The sequence below is a fragment of the Endozoicomonas sp. ALE010 genome, from assembly GCF_049310165.1.
In the GTDB taxonomy this organism is placed as follows: domain Bacteria; phylum Pseudomonadota; class Gammaproteobacteria; order Pseudomonadales; family Endozoicomonadaceae; genus Endozoicomonas.
Map to the genome: position 1 here is coordinate 1 of NZ_JBLYNV010000072.1, position 25249 is coordinate 25249.

General features: G+C 49.5%; 16 protein-coding genes. 5 read left to right on the forward strand and 11 right to left on the reverse strand.

The features are described 5' to 3' along the window. Window positions 1-484: 484 nt before the first annotated feature. The 3 genes from ACO6UY_RS21185 to ACO6UY_RS21195 form a co-directional block, all read right to left on the reverse strand. Window positions 485-3097 (reverse strand): TRAP transporter permease, encoded by a 2613-nt coding sequence (locus tag ACO6UY_RS21185; RefSeq protein ID WP_422463106.1) that lies wholly within the window; start codon window positions 3095-3097, stop codon window positions 485-487. Window positions 3098-3355: 258 nt separating this feature from the next. Then, window positions 3356-4336 (reverse strand): TAXI family TRAP transporter solute-binding subunit, encoded by a 981-nt coding sequence (locus tag ACO6UY_RS21190; protein WP_422448660.1) that lies wholly within the window; start codon window positions 4334-4336, stop codon window positions 3356-3358. Between the two features lie 355 nt (window positions 4337-4691). Next, entirely contained in the window at window positions 4692-5180 is a 489-nt protein-coding gene (locus ACO6UY_RS21195; RefSeq protein WP_422448658.1) for a YchJ family protein, read from the reverse strand. Between the two features lie 230 nt (window positions 5181-5410). Between ACO6UY_RS21195 and ACO6UY_RS21200 the strand changes: the two genes are divergently transcribed. From ACO6UY_RS21200 to dinG, 4 genes are all read left to right on the forward strand, one after another. Further along, window positions 5411-6022 carry a hypothetical protein gene (locus ACO6UY_RS21200; RefSeq protein WP_422491138.1) on the forward strand — a complete coding sequence of 204 codons (612 nt, stop codon included), beginning with the start codon at window positions 5411-5413 and terminating at the stop codon, window positions 6020-6022. 226 nt (window positions 6023-6248) lie between these two features. Continuing rightward, window positions 6249-7505 carry a hypothetical protein gene (locus ACO6UY_RS21205; protein WP_422448655.1) on the forward strand — a complete coding sequence of 419 codons (1257 nt, stop codon included), beginning with the start codon at window positions 6249-6251 and terminating at the stop codon, window positions 7503-7505. A 122-nt stretch (window positions 7506-7627) separates the two neighbouring features. Next, entirely contained in the window at window positions 7628-8278 is a 651-nt protein-coding gene (locus tag ACO6UY_RS21210) for a hypothetical protein (protein WP_422448653.1), read from the forward strand. Window positions 8279-8436: 158 nt separating this feature from the next. Then, window positions 8437-10620, forward strand: coding sequence for an ATP-dependent DNA helicase DinG (gene dinG / locus ACO6UY_RS21215; RefSeq protein WP_422448651.1), 2184 nt, complete (start codon window positions 8437-8439; stop codon window positions 10618-10620). A gap of 67 nt (window positions 10621-10687) precedes the next feature. Here the strand turns inward: dinG and ACO6UY_RS21220 are convergent, their stop codons facing one another. The 8 genes from ACO6UY_RS21220 to ACO6UY_RS21255 form a co-directional block, all read right to left on the reverse strand. Then, complete coding sequence (locus ACO6UY_RS21220) at window positions 10688-12115, reverse strand: hypothetical protein (RefSeq protein ID WP_422491140.1); 1428 nt, start codon at window positions 12113-12115, stop codon at window positions 10688-10690. Between the two features lie 526 nt (window positions 12116-12641). Next, window positions 12642-13187: a hypothetical protein gene (locus ACO6UY_RS21225; RefSeq protein ID WP_422467352.1), complete on the reverse strand. Its 546-nt coding sequence runs from the start codon at window positions 13185-13187 to the stop codon at window positions 12642-12644. 150 nt (window positions 13188-13337) lie between these two features. Then, a complete protein-coding gene (locus ACO6UY_RS21230; protein ID WP_422491141.1) occupies window positions 13338-13868 on the reverse strand; it encodes a hypothetical protein in 531 nt (176 codons plus the stop codon). Window positions 13869-14150: 282 nt separating this feature from the next. Next, window positions 14151-17018: a valine--tRNA ligase gene (locus ACO6UY_RS21235; protein ID WP_422491142.1), complete on the reverse strand. Its 2868-nt coding sequence runs from the start codon at window positions 17016-17018 to the stop codon at window positions 14151-14153. A gap of 436 nt (window positions 17019-17454) precedes the next feature. Beyond that, entirely contained in the window at window positions 17455-17748 is a 294-nt protein-coding gene (locus tag ACO6UY_RS21240; protein WP_269673759.1) for a YebG family protein, read from the reverse strand. Between the two features lie 151 nt (window positions 17749-17899). Further along, a complete protein-coding gene (locus ACO6UY_RS21245; protein ID WP_422491144.1) occupies window positions 17900-21010 on the reverse strand; it encodes a hypothetical protein in 3111 nt (1036 codons plus the stop codon). Between the two features lie 921 nt (window positions 21011-21931). Continuing rightward, entirely contained in the window at window positions 21932-22234 is a 303-nt protein-coding gene (locus ACO6UY_RS21250; RefSeq protein WP_422448639.1) for a hypothetical protein, read from the reverse strand. A gap of 9 nt (window positions 22235-22243) precedes the next feature. Continuing rightward, window positions 22244-22480, reverse strand: a complete 237-nt coding sequence (locus ACO6UY_RS21255) for a hypothetical protein (protein WP_422448637.1) — start codon at window positions 22478-22480, stop codon at window positions 22244-22246. A 52-nt stretch (window positions 22481-22532) separates the two neighbouring features. Here ACO6UY_RS21255 and ACO6UY_RS21260 point away from each other — a divergent pair. Beyond that, on the forward strand, window positions 22533-25249 hold a 2717-nt coding region (locus ACO6UY_RS21260; protein ID WP_422491145.1), incomplete at its 3' end, for a hypothetical protein.

The window sequence follows — 25249 nt, forward strand, 5'->3', positions numbered from 1 at the left end:
GCCAAATGGAATCGTATATTTCTGGCTAAGTGGGCAGTTGCTATGCAAGGCGCAACGTAGGGAGCATAGCCGTAGCTATGTGACCGGAGTTCCAACGCCGCAGAGTGACTGACAACTTAGTCAGAAATATATGATTTCATTTGGTTAACTACTTATGCCCGTTATCCATTGCTATAAAGCCGGAACGGTGTTTTTGATCAAAATATTCTGGTAGAGAATGCAGCCCGAGGATTTGACTGCCGGACAGCTTGGGAAGTTCATGGTCATTCAGAAGATTCAGAATCTGCTTTTCCGGATTTGAGACATAGGCCGGGGTGATAGTTGGCAGGTACAGTATTCATATTAATTATCCTTACAGTAATTTATCCCTGTTATGAATACTGCCCTTGTCGTCAGCTTATGTAACCAGGAACCTGATTGATTGCAGTGCTTCAGGTAATCCCAGGAGAATGTCCGAATAATATTCTTCTGATACAGTATCTAATTATTCGGACAAAAAGAAAATGAATTTGCTGCACTGGCCCTGTCGGCGTCTTTGTCCAAGGAAAATCAACAACAGCAGAATAAAGGCGGGTATCCATGTCAGTTGTTTTGGCAGTCGCTCTGCCGGAACTTCCAGACGATGAATCTGCCAGTCAAAATCAATACCGGCCTGCTGCGCCTCACTGTTGAAGTCAACCATATCGATGGTCAGGTCATCCCCATCAACCAGAACCTCCAGGCCCATGTGGCGGAACCGGTCATCAGCCGTGGCCTGGTCGCCAGCGGGGAGAATAACCATCTGATTAACCGATTTGCCTTCCAGGGTTTCTCCTGCTACCCACAGGCGTGCATCAGCCTGGTCCGGCAGTGCTTCAACCTGGGCAACAATGTCACGACCTTCATGGGTTTCATAGGGAGGGTAAATCCTGTCCCACCAGAAGTCTGGCCTGAACAGGGTGAAGGCGATCAGCAGCATGCCCAGGGTTTCGTACCAGCGGTTTTTTACTAACCAGTGACCCTGGGTTGCGGTAGCAAACACCAGCATGGCCGCAATGGCACCAAAGACGACAATCGCCAGTTGTGCAAGGCTGTCAACGCCGATCAGCAGTAACTCAGTATTAAAGATAAACATAAAGGGCAGAACAGCGGTGCGGATATCGTAGGTGAAGCCCTGGATACCGGTCTTGATTGGGTCCGACTGTGCGATGGCCGAAGCGGCAAAGGCAGCCAGGCCCACAGGCGGAGTATCATCCGCCAGAATACCGAAATAGAAGACAAACAGATGGACCGCAATCAGAGGCACGATCAGTCCATGCTGTGCGCCCAGGGTTACGATAACCGGTGCCATCAGGGTGGACACCACAATATAGTTAGCGGTGGTTGGCAGCCCCATGCCCAGCACCAGACAGATAATGGCGGTGAACAGCAGCATAAGAATGATACTGCCAGCAGAAATCCACTCCACGAACTCGGTCATTACCAGACCAACACCGGTCAGCGTGACTGCACCCACAACAATACCGGCGGTTGCAGTGGCAACACCAATGCCGATCATATTGCGGGCCCCGGTGGTCATGCCGTCCAACAGATCCAGAAAGCCCTCTTTGAGATGCGTGGTGGTTTGCTCCTTCCGGAACAGATCAATCAGGGTTTTATGGGTCAGTGTGATGAAAACCATGACCAGGGTTGCCCAGAAGGCAGAGAGGCCAGGGGAGTAGCGTTCAACGGTCAGACACCACAGTAACACCACCAGGGGCAGCAAATAATAGAGACCGCGCTTGATGGTTGGTCCGGGCACAGGAGTACTGCGTATATCCTCTTCAATATTGTTGATGAGATCCGGTTGTCTGGCAGCCACTTTCAGAAGTATCAGATAACTGGCCAGCAATGCCAGCGTGATGATCCAGAGGGCGTGCTCTCCCATATACTGTCTGGTCCAGCCAACACCGTAATAGACGCCAGCGCCCAGCAGGCAGAGTCCGGCAAACGAGCCCGTGAATGACATCAGTGCCTGAGTCTTTGTGCGGGTGACGCTTCTTGGCAATCCCTGCATGCCCGCTTTCAAAGCTTCAAGATGGACAATATAAAACAGGGCAATGTAGGAAATCGCGGCGGGTAACAGGGCGTGGCGAATAACATCGATATAAGAGATGCCAACATATTCCACCATCAGGAACGCCGCAGCGCCCATAATAGGCGGCGTCAGTTGTCCATTGGTGGAGGCGGCAACTTCAATGGCACCGGCCTTGTGAGCAGGAAAGCCGACCCGTTTCATCAGGGGGATGGTGAAGGTCCCGGTGGTGACCACATTGGCGATGGACGAGCCGGACACCACACCGCTCAGGCCGGATGACACCACAGCAGCCTTGGCAGGCCCACCTTTGAGATGACCCAGCAGAGAGAATGCTACCTGAATGAAGTAATTACCGGCACCGGCCTTTTCCAGCAGTGAACCAAACAGAACAAACAGGAAAACAAAGCTGGTGGATACACCCAGGGCAACACCAAAGACTCCTTCAGTGGTGATCCAGAAGTGCGACAGCGCCTTGTTGAGACTGGCACCTTTGTGGGCAATCACATCCGGCATGTAAGGGCCGGCAAAGGCATAGGTGATAAAAACCGCCGCAACCACCATCAGTGGCGGCCCCAGTGCCCGGCGGGTTGCTTCCAGCAGAAGCAGCATACCAGCACCGGCCGTGACCAGATCCAGGATAACGGGAGCCCCGGCACGGGTCGCCAGCGCCTGGTGAAAAATATAAAGGTAGGCGGCACAGAAGCTGCCAGTCAGTGCAAATAGCCAGTCAGTCACGGGCACCTGATGGGTAAACGATTTTTTCCTGGCAGGGAAGGCAATAAATGCCAGGAAAATGGCAAAGGCGAGATGGATTGCCCGGGCCTGACCATCGTTAAATATGCCAACATTGAAAATATACGGCAGAGGTGATGCGTTCCACAGCTGAAACAGTGACCAGCTCAGGGCTGTGCCCAGTAATACCAGTCTGGATTTGCCAATGGGCTGGCGGCCGCCCTGTTCGGACTGGTTAACCATTTGTTCAGCAGAGCTGGTGGAGCCTGCTGTTGAATTATTCAGCTTGGCGCTGTTGACTGCTTCCATAATATACCTGTTGTTATTGAAGTTATGCGCTCTGGAAATGATGCATTCTTCATCCAATGGCTCATGGCCTTATAAAAATGCGGGGAAGCGGAATATCCATGAGGTAAAAAAGACGACACTGCTTCCCCATGCAGCCCTGTGACCCCTGTTGGGTGAGGGCTGTATAGGTCTTCATGCAGAATTCAGGCAGCACTCTGCGTGATGACAAACTGCATTTGGGAAGGTGTTGCTACACCTTCCCGGATCAGGGAAAAAAGTTCAGAGAAGACCTGCTTCCTGATAGTAACGCCTGGCACCTTCATGCAGCGGGATGCTGAGGCCATCAGACACCATCTCTTCTTTCTTCAGGGTGCCAAACGCCTGGTGCAGTTTTTTGAAGGTGGACAGATCTTCAAATACAGCTTTGGTCACCTGGTAGACAGCTGCTTCGCTGGCCGCCGTGGAGGAGACAAAGGTTGCCGCCACACCGAAGGTCTGAACGTCTTGATCGTTGCCCTTATACATGCCACCGGGGATAGTCGCAGTGCGGTAGTATGGGTTGTCTTTGATCAACTGGTTGACTTTATCGCCTGCGACAGAGACCAGTACGGTATCACAGGAAGTGGTGGCTTCCTTGAAAGATCCGGATGGGTGGCCAACGGTATAGACAAAGGCGTCAATCTTGTTGTCACAGAGTGCCTTGGCGTGTTCGGCTGCTTTCAGCTCGGAAACCAGGGAGAAGCTGTCGTGTGTCCAGCCATACAGTTTCATCAGCTGTTCTATAGTGCCACGCTGACCGGAGCCCGGATTACCGATGTTGACGCGCTTCCCCTTCAGGTCTTCAAACGTGCTGATGCCGGCATCTGCCCTGGCCAGAATGGTAAAGGCTTCCGGGTGTACCGAGAAAATCGCCCGCAGGTCCTTGTTGGCACCTTGCTGTTCAAAAGCGCTGGTTCCCCGGTAGGCGTGGAACTGCCAGTCCGACTGGACGATACCCATATCGAGCTCACCGGCACGGATGGTGTTCAGGTTGTAAATAGAACCACCGGTACTTTCAACCGAACAGCGGATGCCATGCTCTTTGCGTCCCTTATTCACCAGGCGGCAGATAGCGCCACCGGTTGGGTAGTAAACGCCGGTGACACCGCCGGTACCAATGGTGACAAACTGCTGGCTGGATGGGGCTGCACTGGCAGTGGAGGAGATAGCTGCAAAGCCTGCCCCCAGAATGGCAAGTCCCAGTTTTTTGAAAATGGTCATTGTCAGTCCTCTTGATTTGAGCTTTTTTTACCATGGCAACAACAAGAGGTGGGCAGTGAACATCAGCTCTGGCGGGTCCCGGGTGAATTCCCCGGGCAGACCTGATTGCTTCTGAACCGTACTTCTCGTTCATGGCTGTTATATTCAGTCCGGACAGCATTTCCATGTTGTCCCCTGACTGGTTTGACTCGCTTAACCATGAATGGCAAGCCGAGAATTTGCCTGTCAGGTTATTACGTTTGTCGAAGCAACCTGATGCGATAGGTGATGCTACCATGTTTACGTATTGATTTCTTTGATTTCTGTCTATTGATTCTCGGTAAGTGCTTATGATAGATCGGAAAAGTTGTCGTCTTTATTGTGCGCAGCACTTTTTATACTTCTTGCCACTGCCGCAGGGGCAGGGATCATTTCTGCCAGCGTTTTCTGTTTTGACCAGTGCCATTTTGGGGTAGACAAAGTACCAGTGCCCTTCTTTTTTAATAAAAGAAGAGCGTTCATGGTGAACTTGTTCAGGGCCTGAGAGTGACTCCCTGAACCAGGCCTTGAATTCAACCATGCCCGATTGATCCGCCGCTTGTCCTGCCTCTGTATCGACAATCTCGAGTTTTTGCCACAGCGTACCGTGTGATTGCTGGTAGACTTTCTGTTGCTTGATGGTTTCCTGTTGCCCGGGGTGTGTTGTGGCAACCAGGTAGGGAATATTGCTCAGTGTGTAAGCCGTATAACGGGAACGCATTAATGCTTCAGCTGTTGGGGCTGGCTTCCCTTGAATATAAGGCTTGCAACATTCGGTGAATGTTTTTCCAAAGCCACAGGGGCAATCTGAGGGGTTAATGGACATGGTAACTACCCGAAAACGGTATATGCAAAACGTATGAACAAAATTTTAAGTTGAGACATCAATGCCAGCGGCTGTTGACGTTTCTTTGCTGAATTTACGGCGAAACGTTAACAGGCTCTGACCTGTTGCCGCAAGAGCTGTAAAGATCAAGGCTGTTAAGAACTTAATTGTTTGTTTTTCTTTCAGTAATTATTTCTGATCAATCTTATCGAAATCTATGGAGGTGTCTTATGCCAGCTATAGGCAAAATTTCCGGACAGTTTGAATCACCGGTCACAGGCCCCACTCGCAACCGTGCTGTTGGTCAATTTGAGGGAAGGACGACCACTGAATCCGATGCCACAAGACAGACTGAAATTAACCGATCATTCGATCAAACACCCTTACTTAAAGATCGTTTAATCTATCCATTTTATGCCGCCAAAAATCGAATACTGCACATGGCTGGTATAGGTGCACAGGCTGGCGTTTATACGCCGATGTTCGCTGCAAGTGCTATCTGTGTTGGAGCCGGTGAAATTATTGGCAATACCGTTGGTGGATTAATTAAGAGTTTATTCTTTCCAAACTCTGATATACCACCGGGTGAAGTTGGTGCTTTACTGGGATTGTATACAGGGATTTTGCTATCCATTCCTGCCGCCGTTGTTCTTGGTGTGTTTACTACGACTGCTTTTGCTGTTATTGGTCTGGCTGGCAGCGTGCTGGCTTCACCGTTTGATATCTATCATGGCATGACACTGGCTGATAAAGTAGACCTGAACCCAAAGCAAGTGCGGGTAATGGATATATGGGATGATATCAAAATGCCTGAACTCAGCCAGTTTGTTAACTGGGAATAGTGGGTGTCCTTTTTTTACCCTCGTTCTGTCTCATCGCTCTGATGGTTAATGTAACCCTGATACCTGGTCTGAATCTCAACCTGCTGTGCTAACGGGTTATGGGTTTTAGCGTCTGGCAAATAACTCATGAATAGGGAACTTTATCCAGGTTTTTCTACTCTAAAGGCAGCGAAAAATAAAAAACGGATTGTTTTTACCATCAACAACAAGCATCAGGGTGTTTCATATGATACCTTCCAAAACGCCAGCTCTGCCCGATCCATCATACCAATATCAAGCTGGTAAGTCGGATAAACCAGAGCCAGGCTCAGATGATCAAACGTATGTAAAACTGAGTAGTTCAGGAACTACGCTAAGAAACAGAAAAGATCGCAGCACTGAAAAGGCCGTTAGTGAGTGGCATGTTGATGTTCAACAGCCAACCGCTTCAACGTTATCCATCACCAAAGGGCGGTCTTCGGACAATAGCGAACGCCAGCCGACAGCTGAGAAACCTGATGTTCAACAGCCAACCGTATTTACATTCCCAACCAGAGAAGAGCTGGCTCTGCAAGAACGCGAGCAGAAAGCTGAGGAACTTGGCCGGTTGCGAACGTTTAGAGATGCCATCTCCAGATCCGAAGCCTTATCCATCCTCAATAAACATGATTACAACTATATGCGTATAGCTGCCAGGCACGGATTTAGGGATATCATTCACTATCTGGTCGAAAATCAGATGCAAGAGGTTTATAAACTATCTGAATATGCACCCATTTGGGAAGCGACTAACTCCGGACACCTGAAGATTGTCGATTACCTGACCGATCATGGATTGGATAAGGATAACACGTATCATGTATGTCGTGATTTATATGGCCTGGATAATCTCATTACAGCGGTAGCTTCATCTGATCAGATGGACACAGATAGCGAAATCGAAATGGTTGAACTCCTTTTGGCAAAAGGAGAGCCGGTGGATGGCTATGGTCTTATCACTCCTGCCTTTGTGGCAAACAGTAAGAACAAATCAGAGTTAGTTGCTTTTTTAAAGAAGCATGGTGCTAAACCGGAGGGGCTGAAAAAGCTCGACTGCGATAAGGTACAAAAAATTACTGATATTGAATTTGCGGAGGAAGTACGAAATTTTAATCTTGAGAACCTGAAGGTGAGAGACGTTTTTGTTTTTCTCTCAGAATTCGGTGAAAAAAAACAGAGAAATAGTCGAGACTCAAAAACCGACGAAAGAGAAGATCGTAAAGAAATGCCAGAGCCCATTCCCAGATTTTTTCATTGCAATTCAATCAGAGAAGGCAAAAGTGCTGCAATCAACCCAAGTGCCAGTGAAAAAGCTTCTTGTAACAGTGATATTGCTGAAGCGACCGCAAGAGATTCTCAGCTTCGTCCTGATGTTCATTCTGTACAAGCTTCACCACTTGCTCCCGTGCTTCAAAGAGACGATATAGCACCACCCTCCTATGCAGATGTAATGCGTAGTACTTGATTGTTTGCTTTTCTGTCAGTATTTATAACCCTGTTGTTATGGGATGAGGGGATAAACCTGCTGTAAGCTTTGATGCAGTACTTATTTCTGATCAATCTTATTGAAATCCATGGAGGGATCTCATGCAGTCTATAGGAAACATTACCGGTCAGTTTGATTCAACGGTCACAGAACCCAACCGTACAGACGGTCAATTTGCTGGCAGGACGACCACGGAATCCGATGCCACAAGACAGACTGAAAATAACCGATCATTTAATGAAAAGCCTTCACTTAAAGATCGTTTAATCTATCCATTTTATGCCGCCAAAAATCGGATTCTGAAAATGGGGGGTATAGGTGCACAAGCTGGGCTTTTTGCGCCGATAATCACTCTCGGTAGCATTTGTGGTATAGCCGGTAACATTATTGGCAATACCGTTGGCCGATTAATTCAATGTTTATTCTTTCCGAGCCCTGAGGAATCATCACCGGGCAATACGGGTTTTCTTGTCGGACTTTATCTGGGCTATTTGCTCGCCGTTCCTGTCAGCGTCGCACTTGGTGCGGTTGCTGCGGCTGCTTTTGCTGTTATTGGGCTGGCTGGCAGCGTGGTCTCTTTACCTGTCGACATCTATCGTGCCGCCACAAAGGATAACAAAGCGGACCTGCACCCGGAACCAGTGCGGATAATGGATATAGCGAATGAGATCAAACACACTGACATCAGAGACTTGTTTGATTTTCAAGATTTTGAGCCTATACCTTTGTCAATGTCGAGTCTAATATTTTGATCCGTTTAAAACCCGGGAGAGTCAGGATTCTGAATTTTGCTCCCGGTTGCCGTATCGTTTATTGAATAGAGTTTGTGGTATTCACCGCTGTGCAGTGTGATGAAACAGGATACAATCAGTCTATTTAAACCAGCTACTCCACCAGAGCGATAGGCATTGTGCTTGACGAACCCCAGAAGAGAGCCATCCAGAAAGCCTACAGTGCTTTTCTGGAGAGTAAAAAGCTAAAGGCCCGACCGGGGCAGAAGCAGATGATTGCCGAGATTGCCCGAGCGCTAGGAGATATTAACACCGACAGTGAAGGCCGCAGAATCTCTGACCCCTCCGTTACCGTGATTGAAGCCGGTACGGGTACCGGAAAAACCGTGGGGTATGTGTTGCCTGCGGTGGTAATGGCTCAGGCTGCGAAAAAACGTTTGGTCATTGCCACGGCCACCGTGACCCTTCAGGAGCAGGTCATCAATAAAGATCTGCCGGACATTATTTTAAAAACCGGACTCAAGTTCTCTTACACCCTGGCCAAGGGGCGTGGGCGTTATGCCTGTCTGAGTAAGCTGGACCGGCTGCTTCAGGAAGAGGAAGCGACTGCCTCGTTAATGGATATGTTCGCCTACGATGGTCACACCCTGGAAAACGATCAGTCCTCCCTGGCGCTATACCAGAGCATGCTGGAGGCATTTGCCGCTGCCAAATGGGAGGGTGACCGGGACAGCTGGCCTGATGCCCTGGAAGATCAGCAATGGCGAACCATCACCACTGACCATGCCCAATGCAGCGGACGTCGTTGTGGTTATTTCCGGCAGTGCCCATTTTATAAAGCCCGGGGTGATCTTGAGCATGCCGATGTTGTGGTTGCCAACCACGACCTTGTGCTGGCGGATCTGGCGCTGGGAGGCGGTGCGATTCTTCCTGAGCCAAAGGATGCCATCTATGTATTTGATGAAGGCCACCACCTGCCAGACAAAGCCATTGATCATTTTACCTGTCAGTCCAGAGTCAAAGGCACGGCCAGCTGGCTGGAGAAAGCCGGGCGACATCTGCAGAAGATTCTGACCCAGCAGGCCCTGCCGGGAGAGCTGGGTGAATTGCTGGAGCGGATTCAGCCCGAGTTTGATGCCCTGGTCAATGCTCTGGGTCATACCCGGGAGATGCTGCACAGCATTGCCCGGTTTGAACCAAAAACACAATTTACCACCCAGGGGGAGAGTCAGGTCGCTTATTACCGCTTTCCCCAGGGCATTGTGCCTGAACCATTACGACAACAGGCGGAACGGTTGAAAGCCGGTTTCAGCAAGTGCAGCGGTATGCTGGAAAAGATAGCCAAAGCCCTGGACGATGCAATGGACGGCGACGTTCCCGGTATTGATCGCTGGCAGGCGGAACAGCTCTATCCTGAAATCGGTGGCATGCAGTCACGAATGGAGAGCCATTTTCAACTCTGGCTGACCTACACCATCAAAGATCCCGAGGGAGAGCCTCCCAGCGCACGCTGGTTGAAATGGAGCGAAGGTGCTTTTGGCGAAGAGCTGGAGGTTTTCAGCAGCCCGATCATGTCTTCCATGACCTTATGGCAGACGCTGTGGAATCCTGCTCACGCAGCCATTGTCACCTCGGCAACCCTGGCCGCCCTGGGTAGTTTTGGCCGGTTCCGGATGCGCTCCGGAGTGCCTGCTGAGTCTCGCTGTGTGGTAGTGCCCAGTCCATTTCTGCATGGTGAGGCGGCATCTCTGGTAATACCGGCCATGGCTTCAGACCCACGGAATGCGGAAGACCATACTGCCGAGATTATCGAGCTGCTACCCGAGTTACTGTCCGGTGATGATCGCCCAAAAGGGATGCTGGTACTGTTCTCTTCCCGCCGACAGATGAAGGATGTGCACTTTGGTCTGGATGCCTGTTGGCAGGAGAAGATCCTGCTGCAGGATGACTATTCACGACAGGAGTTGTTGAAGAAGCACCGCCAGCAGATTGATGACGGCAAGGTCAGCATCCTGTTTGGTCTTGCCAGCCTGGCAGAAGGGATAGATTTACCCGGTCATTATTGCGAACACGTGATTATTGCCAAGATTCCTTTTGCAGTACCGGACGACCCTGTGGAGGCAGCACTTTCTGAGTGGCTGGAAGCCCAGGGGCGGAATCCGTTTATGGAAATTACCGTGCCGGATGCGGCGATCCGCCTGATACAGGCTTGTGGCCGTCTGTTGCGAACGGAGCAGGATCGTGGTCGCATCACGATTATGGATCGACGGCTGGTTACCGCCAGGTATGGTCAGATGATCATGAACTCTCTGCCACCGTTTAACCGGATTATCGAGCCAGCTGCGGCGGTTATGATGAGATAAGATAAAGGGCGATTTTGAAGGAGGCCACTGCTACCTGTCGGCAGCAGCGGCCGGATTAACCGATAAATTATCCGAGAATATTCTGGTTTATCCCGACCATTCCCAGCATTGGCAGTAGTAAATTGTAAGGACTTTGATCAGCAACTTTGTTAGCAGAGCTGTACCAGTACCCGGGTTGCCAATCTACATATTTGACTTCCTCGCTTGTAGGTTCATCCATTGAATAAGTGAATACGGTGTCATTTTCACTATCAAGGAAGAATTGGCTTACCCGATGTGGCAAACCTATAATTTTTAACACTTCACCCTCATTCATTATCACCAGTTGTGAACTGACATCGGTTAAGAGGCTTTCTTCATTTAGCAGGGTGTTTACCCTGGTCATGTTATTGTTGCTCTCAATGTCGGTAGAGTTAAGCGGTTTTATCGGCATGGGTGTCGGCTCTGATACGTCAGTGCAGTTGGTGTTTGTCGACAATGACTGACTGCCATTAGTGGGATGCGCTGGGGTAGTTATATCAGGCAAAGAAGTGGGTGTTTCTGTGGCAGATGTCGGGACACCAGTTTCGGTTTTCGGTTTTTGGTTATTAAGCAAGGCAAAGCTGACAGCACTCCCTTTGGGTACCGATGCAATCTTGATGAAATGTTTATCTGAATCATCAATAACAGCAGTGCTGTTTTGGTAAACAAAAGTACCATTTGGAGAAAAATGATTCACACTTCCGGTGGGTGACTCATTAGTACTGGGTGCATAGTAACCTATATCTGTCTTCGAGTTATCTGAAGTAGATGGCCTGAAATATAACTCAAACGGCATGGCTGTTTTGTCGTGATATAAAAAATACGCCGTGACGGGAAGCCACGGAGAGTAAATATTAAAAACACCGAGTTTAAAAGCATTGGCCCCATGGTTAAATTTTACTGCCTTGGGTATTGTAGAGATAATTTGCTTGTCATTTTTTACCATTAACCAATGATTACTTTTTTCGATTTTGTATGCATTTCCTTGCGGGGTAATGATTTTATCCTTTAGTTTGCCAGTTTTTGAAAACAGTAAAGTGTCATGTAAGTTGACTGGTTCATGCTTTGATATACCCTTTGGTTTGAACCATTTACGACCAGTAAAGTAGTTTTTTTCCATCTTGGCATATTCCCTGCCGATGTGCTTTTTACCACCAATCCTGCCGAGCCATTGTCTGCCAGTTGATTTGCCCCCTTTTGGGCCAGGTAATGGATGGTGGGAACCACCTCCACCGACTCCTCCTGATGACCTTCTGGAGCCTCTTCTTGAGCTTCCTGAGCCTCTTGAGCCTCTGGAACCACCACCTCTGCTGGAACCCCCACCTCTGCTGGAACTCGATCCTCTGGGAGAACGCTTATATCTTAACGGTGCTTCGATCTCATCCTTCGTCGCTTCTCTTTCAATCACCACCTGAGGGGGCTTTTCTTCAGTCTGGCCACTGTCGTGTTCATTCTGGCTGTTCAATGCAGCCATCCAGGCTGGCTGGCCCGGGGACTTGACATCAGGGGGGGTTAAGGGGACAGGGAGGAATGAGTCTGTTGAATTAGTCAATGTTGATAAGGACGTTGGCTTGGCATTGACCGATGTATGAGTAGTAACGCCAGCGACGCATTTGCCAGCCAGGGTCAGCAAAGTGATGAGCCTGGCGGGGGCGGATGATGCATAATATGCCGGGTTAGGAAGATGCTTAAGGGTCTGTGCAGCGCAAGCTAATGAGTATCTTGCCTTACCGGTCAGCCATTCGTACGTTGAAGCTTCAGGTCCACTACTGTCCGGGATTTTGGTATCAGGTATGCCGGGTGGTGTTAATTGATTTGGTTCACTGATTATCATGGTGGTAACAGCTCCTGTTTATATTCTGCGACTCCTCAATGGAGGCAGGATGAAAGGAAGAAAAGCACGGCGTGTGTTGTATTTGTTGATTTCTGGGCACCGTGCTGTCTATCAGACAATAGGGACAGGATTTTGTTCCCGTTTTCTAACCGATCAGGTTCAATATTTATCGCTCATAGTAAGCCACAACTCTGTCAGCAAGTGCTGACCGTTCACAGCCGGTTCCATTGGACGCCTCCAGCACAAAATTGTAAGCCTTTGCTACCATGTAGGGACTAAGGCAGGCAGCAACGCTGAATCCTGTGAAATACCCGATAGCGCCACCAACCGCTACACCAATATACTGACCTTCTGTTATCCGACCTCCTGTTAACTGACCTTCTGCTCCTTCCATCATCCCCCCTAACATCGCACCTCCGGCACCCAGAGTGAAACACCCGACGTGGGCGGCAACTTGCGTGATAATCACTGATGCACTGCCCATTGCGATCGCTGACAATGTGGCCAGAACACGCTCTGTTTTTCGGGTTTTCAGTAACGGCCCATCGTATCTGTTGTTTTGTTCCGATATCTGGGACCTTTTATCAGGGTATATATCAATAGAAACTTCTTTGCCAGAATGCCTGGCTTTAGGTTCAGCCGGAAAACTGACTACAGTTGAAGGATTGTATTGTTCGGTGAAATAAGATTCGGTGGTTTCGTTAGCATTCATATAACAGCTCAATTTAAATCGATTGATGAACTAAGGATTTGTCTCAGAATAAATCATAGTGCCAATAAAAAGAAAATTGAAAAAACGGAGCATAAAAAACGCTGCGGTGGTTACAGCGATTTTTTATTAACAGTTTAGATTGTATTGGGTTTATGCCCTTGATGTTGAAGTTGACCCCTCATAATGAGCCACAACTCTATCGGCAAGATTGGACCTTTCAAAGTCATTGCCATTTGACGCCTCCAGAACCAGATTGTAAGTCTTTGCTATAAAATAGGGGATAAAGTAGGCCATCACGGCATATCCTGCGAAAGCCCCAACAGAGAAACCGATCACGCTACCAAGAAACATACCATAAGGCCCTCCTACCACCCCAATCGCGGTACCAATGCCACCCAAAATGCTACCCGCTACGGAAGCGATAGTCGGGGCGATGAATAACACTGATGCAACGCCCATCGCGATCGCTGACAATGTGGCCAGGGTACGCTTGGTTTTTCGGTTATGCAGTGGCCGCCCCTCGTACACGTTGCCTCTTTCAGGTATTTGGGGGCTTTCATGGTAGTGCGTAGCGATAGTTACTCTTTTGCCAGAAAGGTCGGCTTTAGTGGTTCCGGAATTGACTTCAGGTTGCCTGGCAGGTTGGCCTGTTAAATACTGACTGCCTCCAATAGAATTCATATTTCACCTCCATATGTACAGATTGATCAGCGATGTTTCATTAAATGTAAACTGTTACAAGTCTTACTCGTACTTGTTGTTATTGATTGTATTAATATTAACAAGCTGTTCAATAACATGATTGTTAGAATTACTATCATCTATCGGGTGCAATGAGGAATCGGATTGAAACAAGGCTGATAAAATGAATAAGACGTACCAATAAAAAGAAAATAAAAAAAGCGGTGCATAAAAAAATGGCTGCAGTGATTGCAGCCATTTTTATATTGCCAATGCTCTGATTTACAAAGCCTTGATCGCCTCCAGCTGTTCTTCCAGCTTGGCCCTGGCGGCTTGAGCTTCAGCCAGCTTGTCCTGCTCTTTGGCAACCACGTCGGCGGGTGCCTTGCTGATGAATTTCTCGTTGTTTAACTTGCCTTCAAAGCGGGCCACTTCTTTGGCAAACCGCTCAATCTCCTTATTGAGTCGGGCAGACTCTTTGTCCTTGTCGATCAGGCCAGCCATTGGTACCAGAACTTCCATGGAGCCTACCAGCTGAGTGGTTGCCATGGGGGCTTCTTCACCGGCGACCAGAACCCTGATGTCTTCCAGTTTGGCCAGGGACTTCAGGAAGGTCTGGTTGTCATTCAGGCGGGCAACGTCGTCTGCAGAGGTGTTACGCAGCAGTACATTCAGCGGCTTGCTTGGGCCAATATTCAACTCGGCACGAATGTTACGGATACCGGTGATAAACGATTTGAGCCACTCAATATCACGCTCAGCCGTTTCATCAATACGGGCCGGGTCCGACACCGGGTAGCTCTGCAGCATCAGGGTGTCACCGGCAGCGCCAGCACTGTGCTTGATGTTCTGCCAGATCGCTTCGGTGATATAAGGCATAAACGGATGGGCCAGGCGCATAATGGCCTCCAGAACCCGAACCAGTGTTCGACGGGTGCCGCGCTTACGCTCAGCAGGTGCATGTTCATCCCAGAGAACCGGCTTGGACAGCTCCAGATACCACGCACAATATTCATTCCAGACAAAGTCGTAGAGATTCTGGGACGCGTGATCGAGACGGAACTCGGAAAGGTTCTTTTCGATCTGGGCTTCAACCCGTTGCAGTCGGGAAACAATCCAGCGATCAGCCAAAGTCAGTTCAACGGGTTCACCACTGATACCACAGTCCTGATCATCGGTATGCATTTTGACGTAGTTGGCAGCATTCCAGATCTTGTTGCAGAAGTTCCGGTAGCCTTCCAGACGGTTCATATCCCAGTTGATATCACGGCCGGTGGAGGCCAGTGAGTACAGGGTGTATCTCAGGGCATCGGTACCGTGGGCAGAAATACCTTCAGGGAAAGTGCTGCGGGTACGCTTCTCAATCTTCTCCGCCAGCTGCGGCTGCATCATATTGCCACAGCGTTTCTCAACCAGGGCTTCCAGGTCGATACCGTCAATCATATCCAGAGGGTCAAGGACGTTACCCTTGGACTTGGACATTTTGTCGCCATGCTCATCACGGATCAGGCCCGTCACGTAAACGTACTTGAACGGCACCTGTGGTTTGCCGTCTTCATCTTTCATAAAGTGCATGGTCATCATGATCATTCTGGCGACCCAGAAGAAGATAATGTCAAAACCGGTGACCAGCACATCGGTGGGGTGGAAGGTGTTCAGGCGATCGGTCTGCTCTGGCCAGCCCAGGGTGCCAAAAGTCCAGAGTGCCGAAGAGAACCAGGTATCCAGAACATCGTCATCCTGCTTCAGGACAACAGGCGTTGGGATGTTGTGCTTTTCCCGGACTTCGGCTTCATTGCGACCCACGTAAACGTTGCCGGCATCGTCATACCAGGCAGGAATTCGGTGTCCCCACCAGAGCTGACGGGAGATACACCAGTCCTGAATATCACGCATCCAGGAGAAGTACATGTTCTCGTACTGTTTGGGCACGAACTGAATACGACCGTCTTCTACCGCTGCAATAGCCGGTTTGGCCAGCGGCGCAGCGCGGACAAACCACTGGTCAGTCAGCAGCGGCTCAATCACCACGCCGGAACGGTCACCGTAAGGCACCATCAGGGTATGGTCATCGATTTTTTCCAGCAGACCAAGGGCATCCAGGTCAGCAACGATCTGCTTGCGGGCAGCAAAGCGCTCCATGCCCCGGTAGGCTTCTGGAATAGCGGTATCAATGGATTGATTTACCGTGCCATCAATATTATAGGCTTCACCCTGCTGGCGGATATCGCCGTTCAGGGTCATAACATTGATCATTGGCAGGTTGCAGCGCTTGCCAACTTCATGGTCATTAAAGTCGTGGGCCGGGGTGATTTTTACGCAGCCGGTGCCTTTTTCCATATCGGCGTGTTCATCAGCGACAATCGGGATGCGACGGTTGACCAGGGGCAGAATAACCGCTTTGCCGATCAGGGCCTGGTAACGCTCATCTTCCGGGTTAACCGCCACACCGGTATCCCCCAGCATGGTTTCCGGACGGGTGGTGGCTACCACGATATAGTCTTTGCCCTCTGCGGTTTTCTCGCCATCCGCCAGTGGATAGCGCAGGTGCCACATATTGCCTTTGACTTCTTTGTTTTCTACTTCCAGGTCGGAGATGGCAGTGTGCAGTTTTGGGTCCCAGTTCACCAGACGCTTGCCTCGGTAGATCAGGTCGTCTTCGTAAAGGCGGACAAAGACCTCCTGGACAGCGGCATAGAAGCCCTTGTCCATGGTGAAGCGCTCGGTGTCCCAATCAACAGATGCCCCCAGGCGACGAAGCTGACGGGTGATGGTGCCGCCGGACTCTTCCTTCCACTCCCAGATTTTATCGGTAAAGGCTTCACGTCCGTAGTCGTGACGGGTTTTGCCTTCTTCTGCCAGGATCTTGCGTTCAACCACCATCTGGGTTGCGATACCCGCATGGTCAGTACCCACCTGCCAGAGCGTGTTGCAGCCTTTCATCCGGTGGTAGCGGATCAGGGCATCCATAATGGAGTCCTGGAAGGCATGGCCCATGTGCAGGCTGCCGGTGACATTGGGAGGGGGGATCATGATGGAGTAGGGCGTGCTGTTACCGCGCTGGTCAGAAGCCGGCGCAAAATAGCCTTTCTCTTCCCAGTTTTGATACAGCGTGCGTTCGATGGCTTGGGGGTTGAACGTCTTTTCCATAACTGCTTTTCCAGTAGAGTTTCCAACTGTTCCCGGAACTCCTGAAGAGCAGGGGGGCTCCGGATTTGGATAAACCGGTGATTATACACTGTGGGACTGAATCAGGAAGCACCCTTCATTGCCGACTACTGGGTTCTCGGACAGCTTTCTGCATCATTGCAATGAGTTTGGTGTGTACAATCTCCGTTCACCCTGAGCAGAGTCGAAGGGTGATTGGCACAGTCTTTATTCAGGGTATGGTGTTTACGCCCTTCGACTCCGCTCAGGACGAACGGAGCTTGGGAGTCATTGATAGAAGGAACCCATCAGAAACCATGTACTAGCCTATGGGAAGTACCGAATCAGCTGTTATTTTAAGTATTCATAAAATGTGATTGGTAACCACAAAGGACATTTCACTATGAGCAACATCACGCCTTTGTGGCTTAGATCAATATCAGGCAATCGCTTCACGAATATCTACGGTATTGTTTTCTGCAGGTTCGCTCTCCAGTTTGATCTCCTGCAGGATTTCAGGTTTGCCTTTAAAGGCTTTGGCGAGAATATCCTTGTTCCGTGACAGCAGCAGACCGATCTCTTCCGCCAGTTGTTCATCGATCTTGAAATTGGCTTCCAGCATACCCGTGATGCCATCGGCCAGCTCAAGCATACGATCGTGTTCTTCTGCGGCTTTCTTATCAGTAAACATGCTTCCGTCCCGGTCAACTCGCCACATGGGGGTAATGGACATGGGCTTCCTCCTGTATTGGGTTCTTTATACTGTATATAAATACAGTTGTTTTGTCCAGAAGGCTGTCTGGGAATCAGCTAGTCAATTTCCAGCTCAAGTCAGGTCTAAAACTCTGGTAGCCAGCCCTGCCAGGTATACTGCGACCTTGGGTTCAGAGGATTTGACACGAAAAGCCTTGGTCTGTGTCAGGCTGATTTTCTGGTTGTGAACGCGCGGGTTCAGGTATCTGCTTCGGTACGAACATTACTTTCTCTAGCTGGCGGTCATCGTCGGTACAGTAGGGACGCTTCTCACAAACCACGGTAATACCCCGCTCTTTCAGCACTTCCTGCGCTTTCGACGAAGTCAGTGTTTCCTGCGTCAAGGTCCCTGGGTTCATTCGTATTCCCTGGCTCTTCAGCCGTTGCACCTCTTGCTCCAATGCCTGTTGTGTTGCCGGGCTTAGCAGTGATGGGTTATGCCTGTACTGCATCTTTTCCAGCAGCGTCATTCCGGCCGGAATCTCTATCTGGTGGAGATCATACCAGCTGTTATGAATACCATAAGTGATGCCTTTGCTCTGATCAGCCCTGCAAGCCTGGTGGTAGGGGTCTGAACAGACAATAATTCCAGCGGCCTGAGCAATTGTGCGCCGAACATTGTCATCAATAAACCGGTTCATTCTTTCCACTGACTCAGTTGTCCATTCAAAGTGCTCAGAAATCTCTGAGCCATTGTCAATCAGACCGTAGGCCTCGGTATATTTTTTTTCGCGGTGATCGTTGGGTTGCCCGGTTACTTGCGCCAGATCAGCCGCACCATGCATGGCGGCTACCAGATGCCGTTGAAATTCAGTCCCGTTGCCAGGCCCGGAGGTAAAATCCCAGGGCAACTGCGGCGGCAGGTCAAGACGTGTAGCGTCAAACCCCCCGACCGTTGATCCGGGAAAATCAGCCCCAACCCCGCAACAACGGATAATGTCCATACGATCTGCAAAGCGTAATATGCGCAGATACCAGCGCACGGAGTCAGACAGGTTCTGCTCATCTGCGCCATTGACATCATTTTCCTTGCTGACCATCGCCTTTGCCATATCCTTCAGCAGCGGTTCAGGATAGTGCCCGATCAGGTCCCTTTTGAAATAGTCAGCTGACCTTGTTTCTTCCACTGATTTGGCGACATCTTCGGCAGCAGCAGCATGGTAGATAATCGCCAGCGCCAGGAGTTCTTTTTTTTCCGGGCGCAGGTAATGCAGCTGAAATTTTTCCAGCAATTCCATATACCAGAGCCCATTATTCCTGGCCCGCAGGACATGACTGCAGCTGTGCAGCGGTTTCCACACGGTTGGCAAGGTATGTCTGCCAAGGCTCTGGATCACGCGTTCCGGTCCCGGACGGCGGTAATAATGCTGCAATACCTTCAGGATGGTGCTTTCATTATCGCCGACATTATCAGGCAGGACGGGCGGTTTGCTGAACGCGTCCACCATAAACTGTAATGCCGCTGGCACCTTGGTTTCCACAGGTGCCGCCAATGGGCAAGCATCGTCCGACAGACCGAGCGATTGTTTCAGATCCGCGATTTCCAGATTGGCCTGTCGGACATGTTCTGACCAATTCAGGTAGAAAGGATGCTTGTTTCGTTGCTTCCATAGTCCTTCAAACCATTGGATGAACCCAGCCACGGATAAGTTACCAATAACCTTTCTACCGTCATGGCACCAATAGTCCAGATTATGTTTAACCCTGGCCAGAATATCTTTGTTCAGGGAAGCTCCATAATGAAACAGGGCGAGTAGGTGGGACTCAAAGATATCAAGGTTTAAAGGGTAACCAAGGTAATCACATAGTAGCTCTTCAAGACGGCTCTGCCGTTGCTGCTGACTGAGCCCCCGGCAGATTCGGTCAAATTCAACGACGCTTCCCGAATAACCGATCAGCGGCAACCACTTGAGATCTTCCAGGCTCAGGAACTCAAATGGAGCAAAGGCGGCCACCATATAATTCATTGTGCCCGCTCGCATTACCGCCGATTCTCGCTTGCTTAGCGTACAGTAAAAAACCGAAGTAACCTTCTGATCCATCCTTGACCCGTTCTGCAGAAGCAACTGAAGTAAACGGCAAGCTTCTTCCTCTTGTTCCCGGATTTGTTCCTGTCCAGGCTGATCATTTCTGAGCATTTCAGTAATCAGCAACTTTTCCAGCAACGATGTAACATATCCTTGTTTATTATGAAAAAAACGGTGGTGAATTGGCAAGCCACTCTGTTTTAATTCCAGAAGCCTCCCGGAACTGTAACAACAGGGATCACTCACCAGCTTGATGGCCTGTTGCAATTTGTGAAAAACATCCGGTGAAGCGGTTAATTCCCAACTCAGTGCCTCTGTACGCAAAGGCATTGGCAGCAGATTCAACATGGCTCTGAAATTTTCCTGGTCTATGCCCTGTGAGAATGCAAAATCATCCAGAGAATGCTCATTCAGGGCCAAGTGTTTACTGTCCAGCTCATCATCAAAACAAACCTGTACAGAACCTGTGCGGTGACAATAAATAACCAGAGGCAACGGTTGTTTAAGCTCCAACACCTCTTCACAATGACGTTTATCCTGCAGGATATCGGCAATATTCATCTGAGTATCGAGGTAAACAAAAAAGCATCTGATGTCTTCCTTGCTGTAGTTGGTAAGCACCAGTTCCGGATAATCAAGATAATTATAGGCGTGGGAATTATTGCGGATTACCAATCCAGGTAAACTGAAAGTCCCATCTGCTCGCAGATGTCCCGAGGTGAAACGAGGATAAACTCTCCAAATGGCTTGATTGGCATTTTCAAGACATTTCTCGTGTAATGATTGCAGATCAGGCAGTAATTTTATTGACAGTTTATCCGGATCCATGTCGGGCTCCGTATATGCATTATGTTTATAAACATAAAGGCATTGTGGATTAACAATGCCTACCATCCATTTACCAAACCCATCTGGTACGCGTGCTACGGGCATCATCTTCCCCGGCAGGGCGAGGGTGAATGGCCTTGGTGCACCCTTACCCGAAAAGTAATCATTTTCTTTAGTCAATTTAATTCGCCGAAACGCCAGGTACCCACTCTCTGCTGCCCAAAGTAGCACTTGTCGCTCATCTTCCCTGGGATGCCGGGGTATCAGCTTGCTGGTCGGTGCGCAGGTTGCCCATTGGCCAGAGACCGTTACCGGCTGGGTGTCAGGCTTTGGTTGGGGATGAGGGTGCAGGTTGGCGGAGGTATCCATGCCGCTGACAACATTCATGGTAGTTCTCAAGCAAGACTTATTTAGTTACTTTAGCTACCCACTTCTATCATAAGAGTGGATTCTATCATCATTAGAGAGTAACTGGCTGGTAAAAGTTCCAGTATGGCTCCACTGTCCGTAGCTGCATTTTCGTAGCGAGATCACAGTATTTTACATGCCCAGCCTCCCAGGAGGCTGTCCGAGAATAGTCTGCCCTACGGTGGCTGCAATAAATTGGTCTAAAAATTCCTGCTTAAATTGCAAGTCTTCATGAATGCTGTGGCCAGTCTCCTGCTGATCAGCATCGTCCTCTTCACTGTCACTGGTTTCGGCTTTTTAATCAGAGCCTCAACTTCAGCCATTTGAAACTGCTTGTAAAAAAGGTGGCTTGGTTTCAACTTTCGCATTTATTTTGCATTGATAATGATACGAATTCAGGATTAACAGTAAATACAAACAGCTTGAACTAAAGCTATGAAATAGTAAACGACAATAATCAACAACCCTTATTTGCCACCCCTAGACTGTATACTTTTCTCTCTCGAATATTTGCAAATTTTGTAAAGTTGGATATTTTTCCATCAATCTGAAATTAATAGAAGTCAACTGACGGGTTAATCAAGCGATGCATCTTGGACTTCCAGTTAAACCAACTAATCCAGATTTTCTGCCTGATCAAAAATATCCTCATGATCCTGATAAAAAATTCCCTCATGATCCTGATAAAAAAATTCCTCATGATGATAAAAAATTTCCACATGATCATGATAAAAAATTTCCTCGTGATCGTGCTAAAACAACCAGCGTGTTTCACTCACGTCAAGTGGCTAATAATAAAAAGACAGGGAAGACGACGATTGCACCGGGTAGCCAGGATCAAACCAGCCATTTGGTTCAGTCTGCCAGTTCTTCAGTCTCGCTCAGGCAGACAATCTCAATTCATTCAAGTGCAGCTGTTTCAATAGATAGCACCACCTCAATCAACGCCTCGGCCAGCAGTTCAAATCCGGCAAAAGCTTCAACATCAGAAAGCACAGCGGGTTCAATAAATAGCGCCACTTCAATCACCGCTTCGGCCAGTAATTCAAACACAGCAAAAGCTTCAACATCTGAAAGCACAGCAGGTTCAATAAATAGCGCAAGCTCAAAAACAGCTTCGGCCAGCAGTTCAAATTCAGTAAAAGCTTCAACATCATTTGAAAGCGCAGCTGGTTCAATAAATAGCGAAACCTCAACAACCACTTCGTCCAGTCATTCAAATCCGGCAAATGCTTCAACATCTGCCAGCGCAGGCAGCATACACACGGCAACCGCCGCTATGTCGGAGGCCATGAAGGTTAGTGCCTCAGATAACGCTGCTTCGGCAACGTCCGCTAACAGTCCATCTGTGAACAGCGAATCAGGCTCGGTACAGGCGTCGGCGTCGGTGTTAACAGCAATCACCAGTGCATACCTGGCAACATCCAGCCTGGCCAGATCCCCAGCCACTACTCAGGGTACATCCAGCAGCAGTGACAGCAGCAGTGATTACAAGACTGCTGTGAGTTCATCAGACAGTTCATCAGAGTCCATTACCGCTACTGCCCACGATGCAGCAGGCTCAGTAAAAACGGCGGGCCCTGGTTTTACGGTAACCGGCGCTCATCGGCCAGCCAGCCAGTCCGGCTCAGTCAGCAATCCCCTGGCAGCCAGCGTCTCCAGCCACTCCCATGCTTCTGGCTCAGCAGGGCCTTCCGCCACAAGTGTAAGTATCAATGATATGGGTGAAACCGGTGACTATTCGGCAACGTCCATGGGGTTATCCGGCTCGGTGAAGAGTACCGTCTCTACCCATGCAACGGGTATGCATTCATTGCCTTCGCTGCACAGTTCGGCAACTGCCATGAATGCCACCACGGCTTTCCCAGCCCGGTCCAGCCTGACCGGTTCCGGCAAGGGCACTGTTGCCGCCAATGCATCGGTAACGTCAGCAATAGCCGATCCCGGTTCTGTTTCGGTTGTTGCCAGCCCGATTGGTATGGATACGTCGTCGTTTAATTATGCAAGCCCGACACAAACAACACCGTTTAATTATGCAGGCCCGACTGTTCAGGATTCTGCCTCTGCAAGCATTGCCAACAGCCCGATACTACTACCGGCCAGCACTCCCTCACTGGTTAACACCCTGCCACCCTGGACTGACAGTATTATCCCGACACATTCATTGGGCGGCATCACCGACATCGCGCCCGCCAGGACCACTCTGGCCCTGTCCAGTTCGCTGGCCGCTACCAATTTAACACTGGAGCAGCAACTGACCGCCATAGTGGACGATATGGGCAATTCAACCAATCTTGGCATGTACGAAAATGACCTGGTTTATTTTCAACAACTGCTTCCGGCCCTTAACCTCACGGAATTAGCCACCTTTGTTAAGGGCAGTGCCAGGGATTTTGCCGGATATATGCTGCTCGAGGGTATTAAAGCCTTTGCCGAAACGATCAATGGCACGTTCACTAATGGCACGTTCACTAATGCCACTTTCCCTGATGTCGCTCGTCACTATTTCGATATCGTAGCAGCCGGGGTGGATGACATTATCCATGAGTTCAACACCACAATTGCGCCTGACCCGACAACTCCTGCCCAGAATACTGGCTCAACGACAGTAGCCCATCACCATCGCTCAAAAAGAATGATCATTTCGAAGCCGGATTTCTTAAACAGCATCAGGTGGCTGATAGGGCTTGAAGATGCCATTGCCCAAGACAACATGGTCCCGCAACTGTTGGATTTTTTACGGGGTTTTTCTGCAATGCGCAATGAATTTACCCTTGCGGTGCAGCGTGGCGTTGCGGGAGACCCGGATGCAATAGCTCTTGCCAATCAACTCCGTCAGCCACTGGGGATGGCCAATTATTTGGCGCAATATAAGGACGAGGTCTTTGATTTAATGTGGCGTGAAGACTATCAGGCACTTGGCAGATTAGCGTATAAAGTTAACACCCTCTCAATTATTAACGAAAGTACTCCGGCACAACCTAGAGACATGATGCAAGGGCTCCAGGTCTTGGTTCGTAACCTGCTGCAGCGTCTCCAACGGATATCTCTGGCCCCCAATCCGCCAGCTGTGACGAATTTAAATTTTGTCACAGCTTTCTCTATGGCATGGAACCCTTTTCGACTAATGATGAATGATCTGCAAATACGGGAAGGCATATGTCTGGGCGATGTAGTGTCAGTGACCCTTGCCAGCCACTTTGGAATTTCTGTTAGCAACTCTTTAAATGCTCTGGTCAATGCTGTTTTTCTGGGTGCCGGATATGCTCGATTACCCGCTCTTGTCAGGACCTTGCTACAGGAATTGTCGACTAAAAGACTAATTGCTTCCCGCGCACCTTTATGGCGTAGCCTGGGCCTGAAAAAAGACAGTCATTACCTTAGTAAAATTAGCCAGGAACTTGAGCAATTTTCGTATGGAGTCTACGCTGGAGAACCATTTCTTACAATTCGGTCAATGCTGTCAAAGATGGTTGCAGCGCTCAATGCGAAGGCAACTCAGTTACCGACAGGGGCAGATGCTACTGTTCTGTTTACCATCGCCCCGCGTGTCGGACATATCCTATTTGCAAAAATACAAAGGATGAATAATCAACTGGCTCTGATCATTTCTGATATCTCAAGCTCTTTGTACGTGGCCAGAGCCGATTCAATGGATCAGTTGGTCGCAAGGGCCATGGACGCACTGAGACGACTGGCTGAGGTATACAACCTTGGATTGACTCAGCCAGCGCAGATTGCCAACTCAAGAGGTATCGGGCATCTTTATCAACCCACCGAGGCAGAAATAACCGAGTGGGCTGACATGGCTCCCATTCCTACCTCGGCCTTAACGTTAAAACAGATCCTGACCAAGCCGGTAACGGAACTTGAAGCCCTCGACAAAGCGGCCACGAAGGCCCTGGCAAAAGAATACATTAACAAGGTGACCAGTGCAGCGGGGCTTGAAAAACTGAAATTAAGTCAGAAGCTGACTGAACAGGACCTGCTCCCTCCACCCTCAAGCACTCAGGTAACCACAGTCGATCCACTAATCCTGCAAATGCGGGAAGTGATCAGTGTGCTTGACGATGCTCTGGCCAATAATACCCCGGTACCGGATGCCATCAAAATATTGAATGCCAACCTTATGGCCAAAACCAGTCAAAGCCTGCTTGCCCGGGCCAAAGCGACCGCTGGAGAACAGCCGGACCCTGTACCTGGTCCTTCCGGGGTGGC

Coding starts and splice junctions, on each gene's coding strand:
- ACO6UY_RS21240 (WP_269673759.1), bottom strand. CDS start 17,748: ATGTCCATTACCCCCATGTGGCGAGTTGACCGGGACGGAAGCATGTTT.
- ACO6UY_RS21225 (WP_422467352.1), bottom strand. CDS start 13,187: ATGAATGCTAACGAAACCACCGAATCTTATTTCACCGAACAATACAAT.
- ACO6UY_RS21230 (WP_422491141.1), bottom strand. CDS start 13,868: ATGAATTCTATTGGAGGCAGTCAGTATTTAACAGGCCAACCTGCCAGG.
- ACO6UY_RS21245 (WP_422491144.1), bottom strand. CDS start 21,010: ATGAATGTTGTCAGCGGCATGGATACCTCCGCCAACCTGCACCCTCAT.
- ACO6UY_RS21210 (WP_422448653.1), top strand. CDS start 7,628: ATGCAGTCTATAGGAAACATTACCGGTCAGTTTGATTCAACGGTCACA.
- ACO6UY_RS21195 (WP_422448658.1), bottom strand. CDS start 5,180: ATGTCCATTAACCCCTCAGATTGCCCCTGTGGCTTTGGAAAAACATTC.
- ACO6UY_RS21190 (WP_422448660.1), bottom strand. CDS start 4,336: ATGACCATTTTCAAAAAACTGGGACTTGCCATTCTGGGGGCAGGCTTT.
- ACO6UY_RS21235 (WP_422491142.1), bottom strand. CDS start 17,018: ATGGAAAAGACGTTCAACCCCCAAGCCATCGAACGCACGCTGTATCAA.
- ACO6UY_RS21220 (WP_422491140.1), bottom strand. CDS start 12,115: ATGGCTGCATTGAACAGCCAGAATGAACACGACAGTGGCCAGACTGAA.
- ACO6UY_RS21185 (WP_422463106.1), bottom strand. CDS start 3,097: ATGGAAGCAGTCAACAGCGCCAAGCTGAATAATTCAACAGCAGGCTCC.
- ACO6UY_RS21205 (WP_422448655.1), top strand. CDS start 6,249: ATGATACCTTCCAAAACGCCAGCTCTGCCCGATCCATCATACCAATAT.
- ACO6UY_RS21200 (WP_422491138.1), top strand. CDS start 5,411: ATGCCAGCTATAGGCAAAATTTCCGGACAGTTTGAATCACCGGTCACA.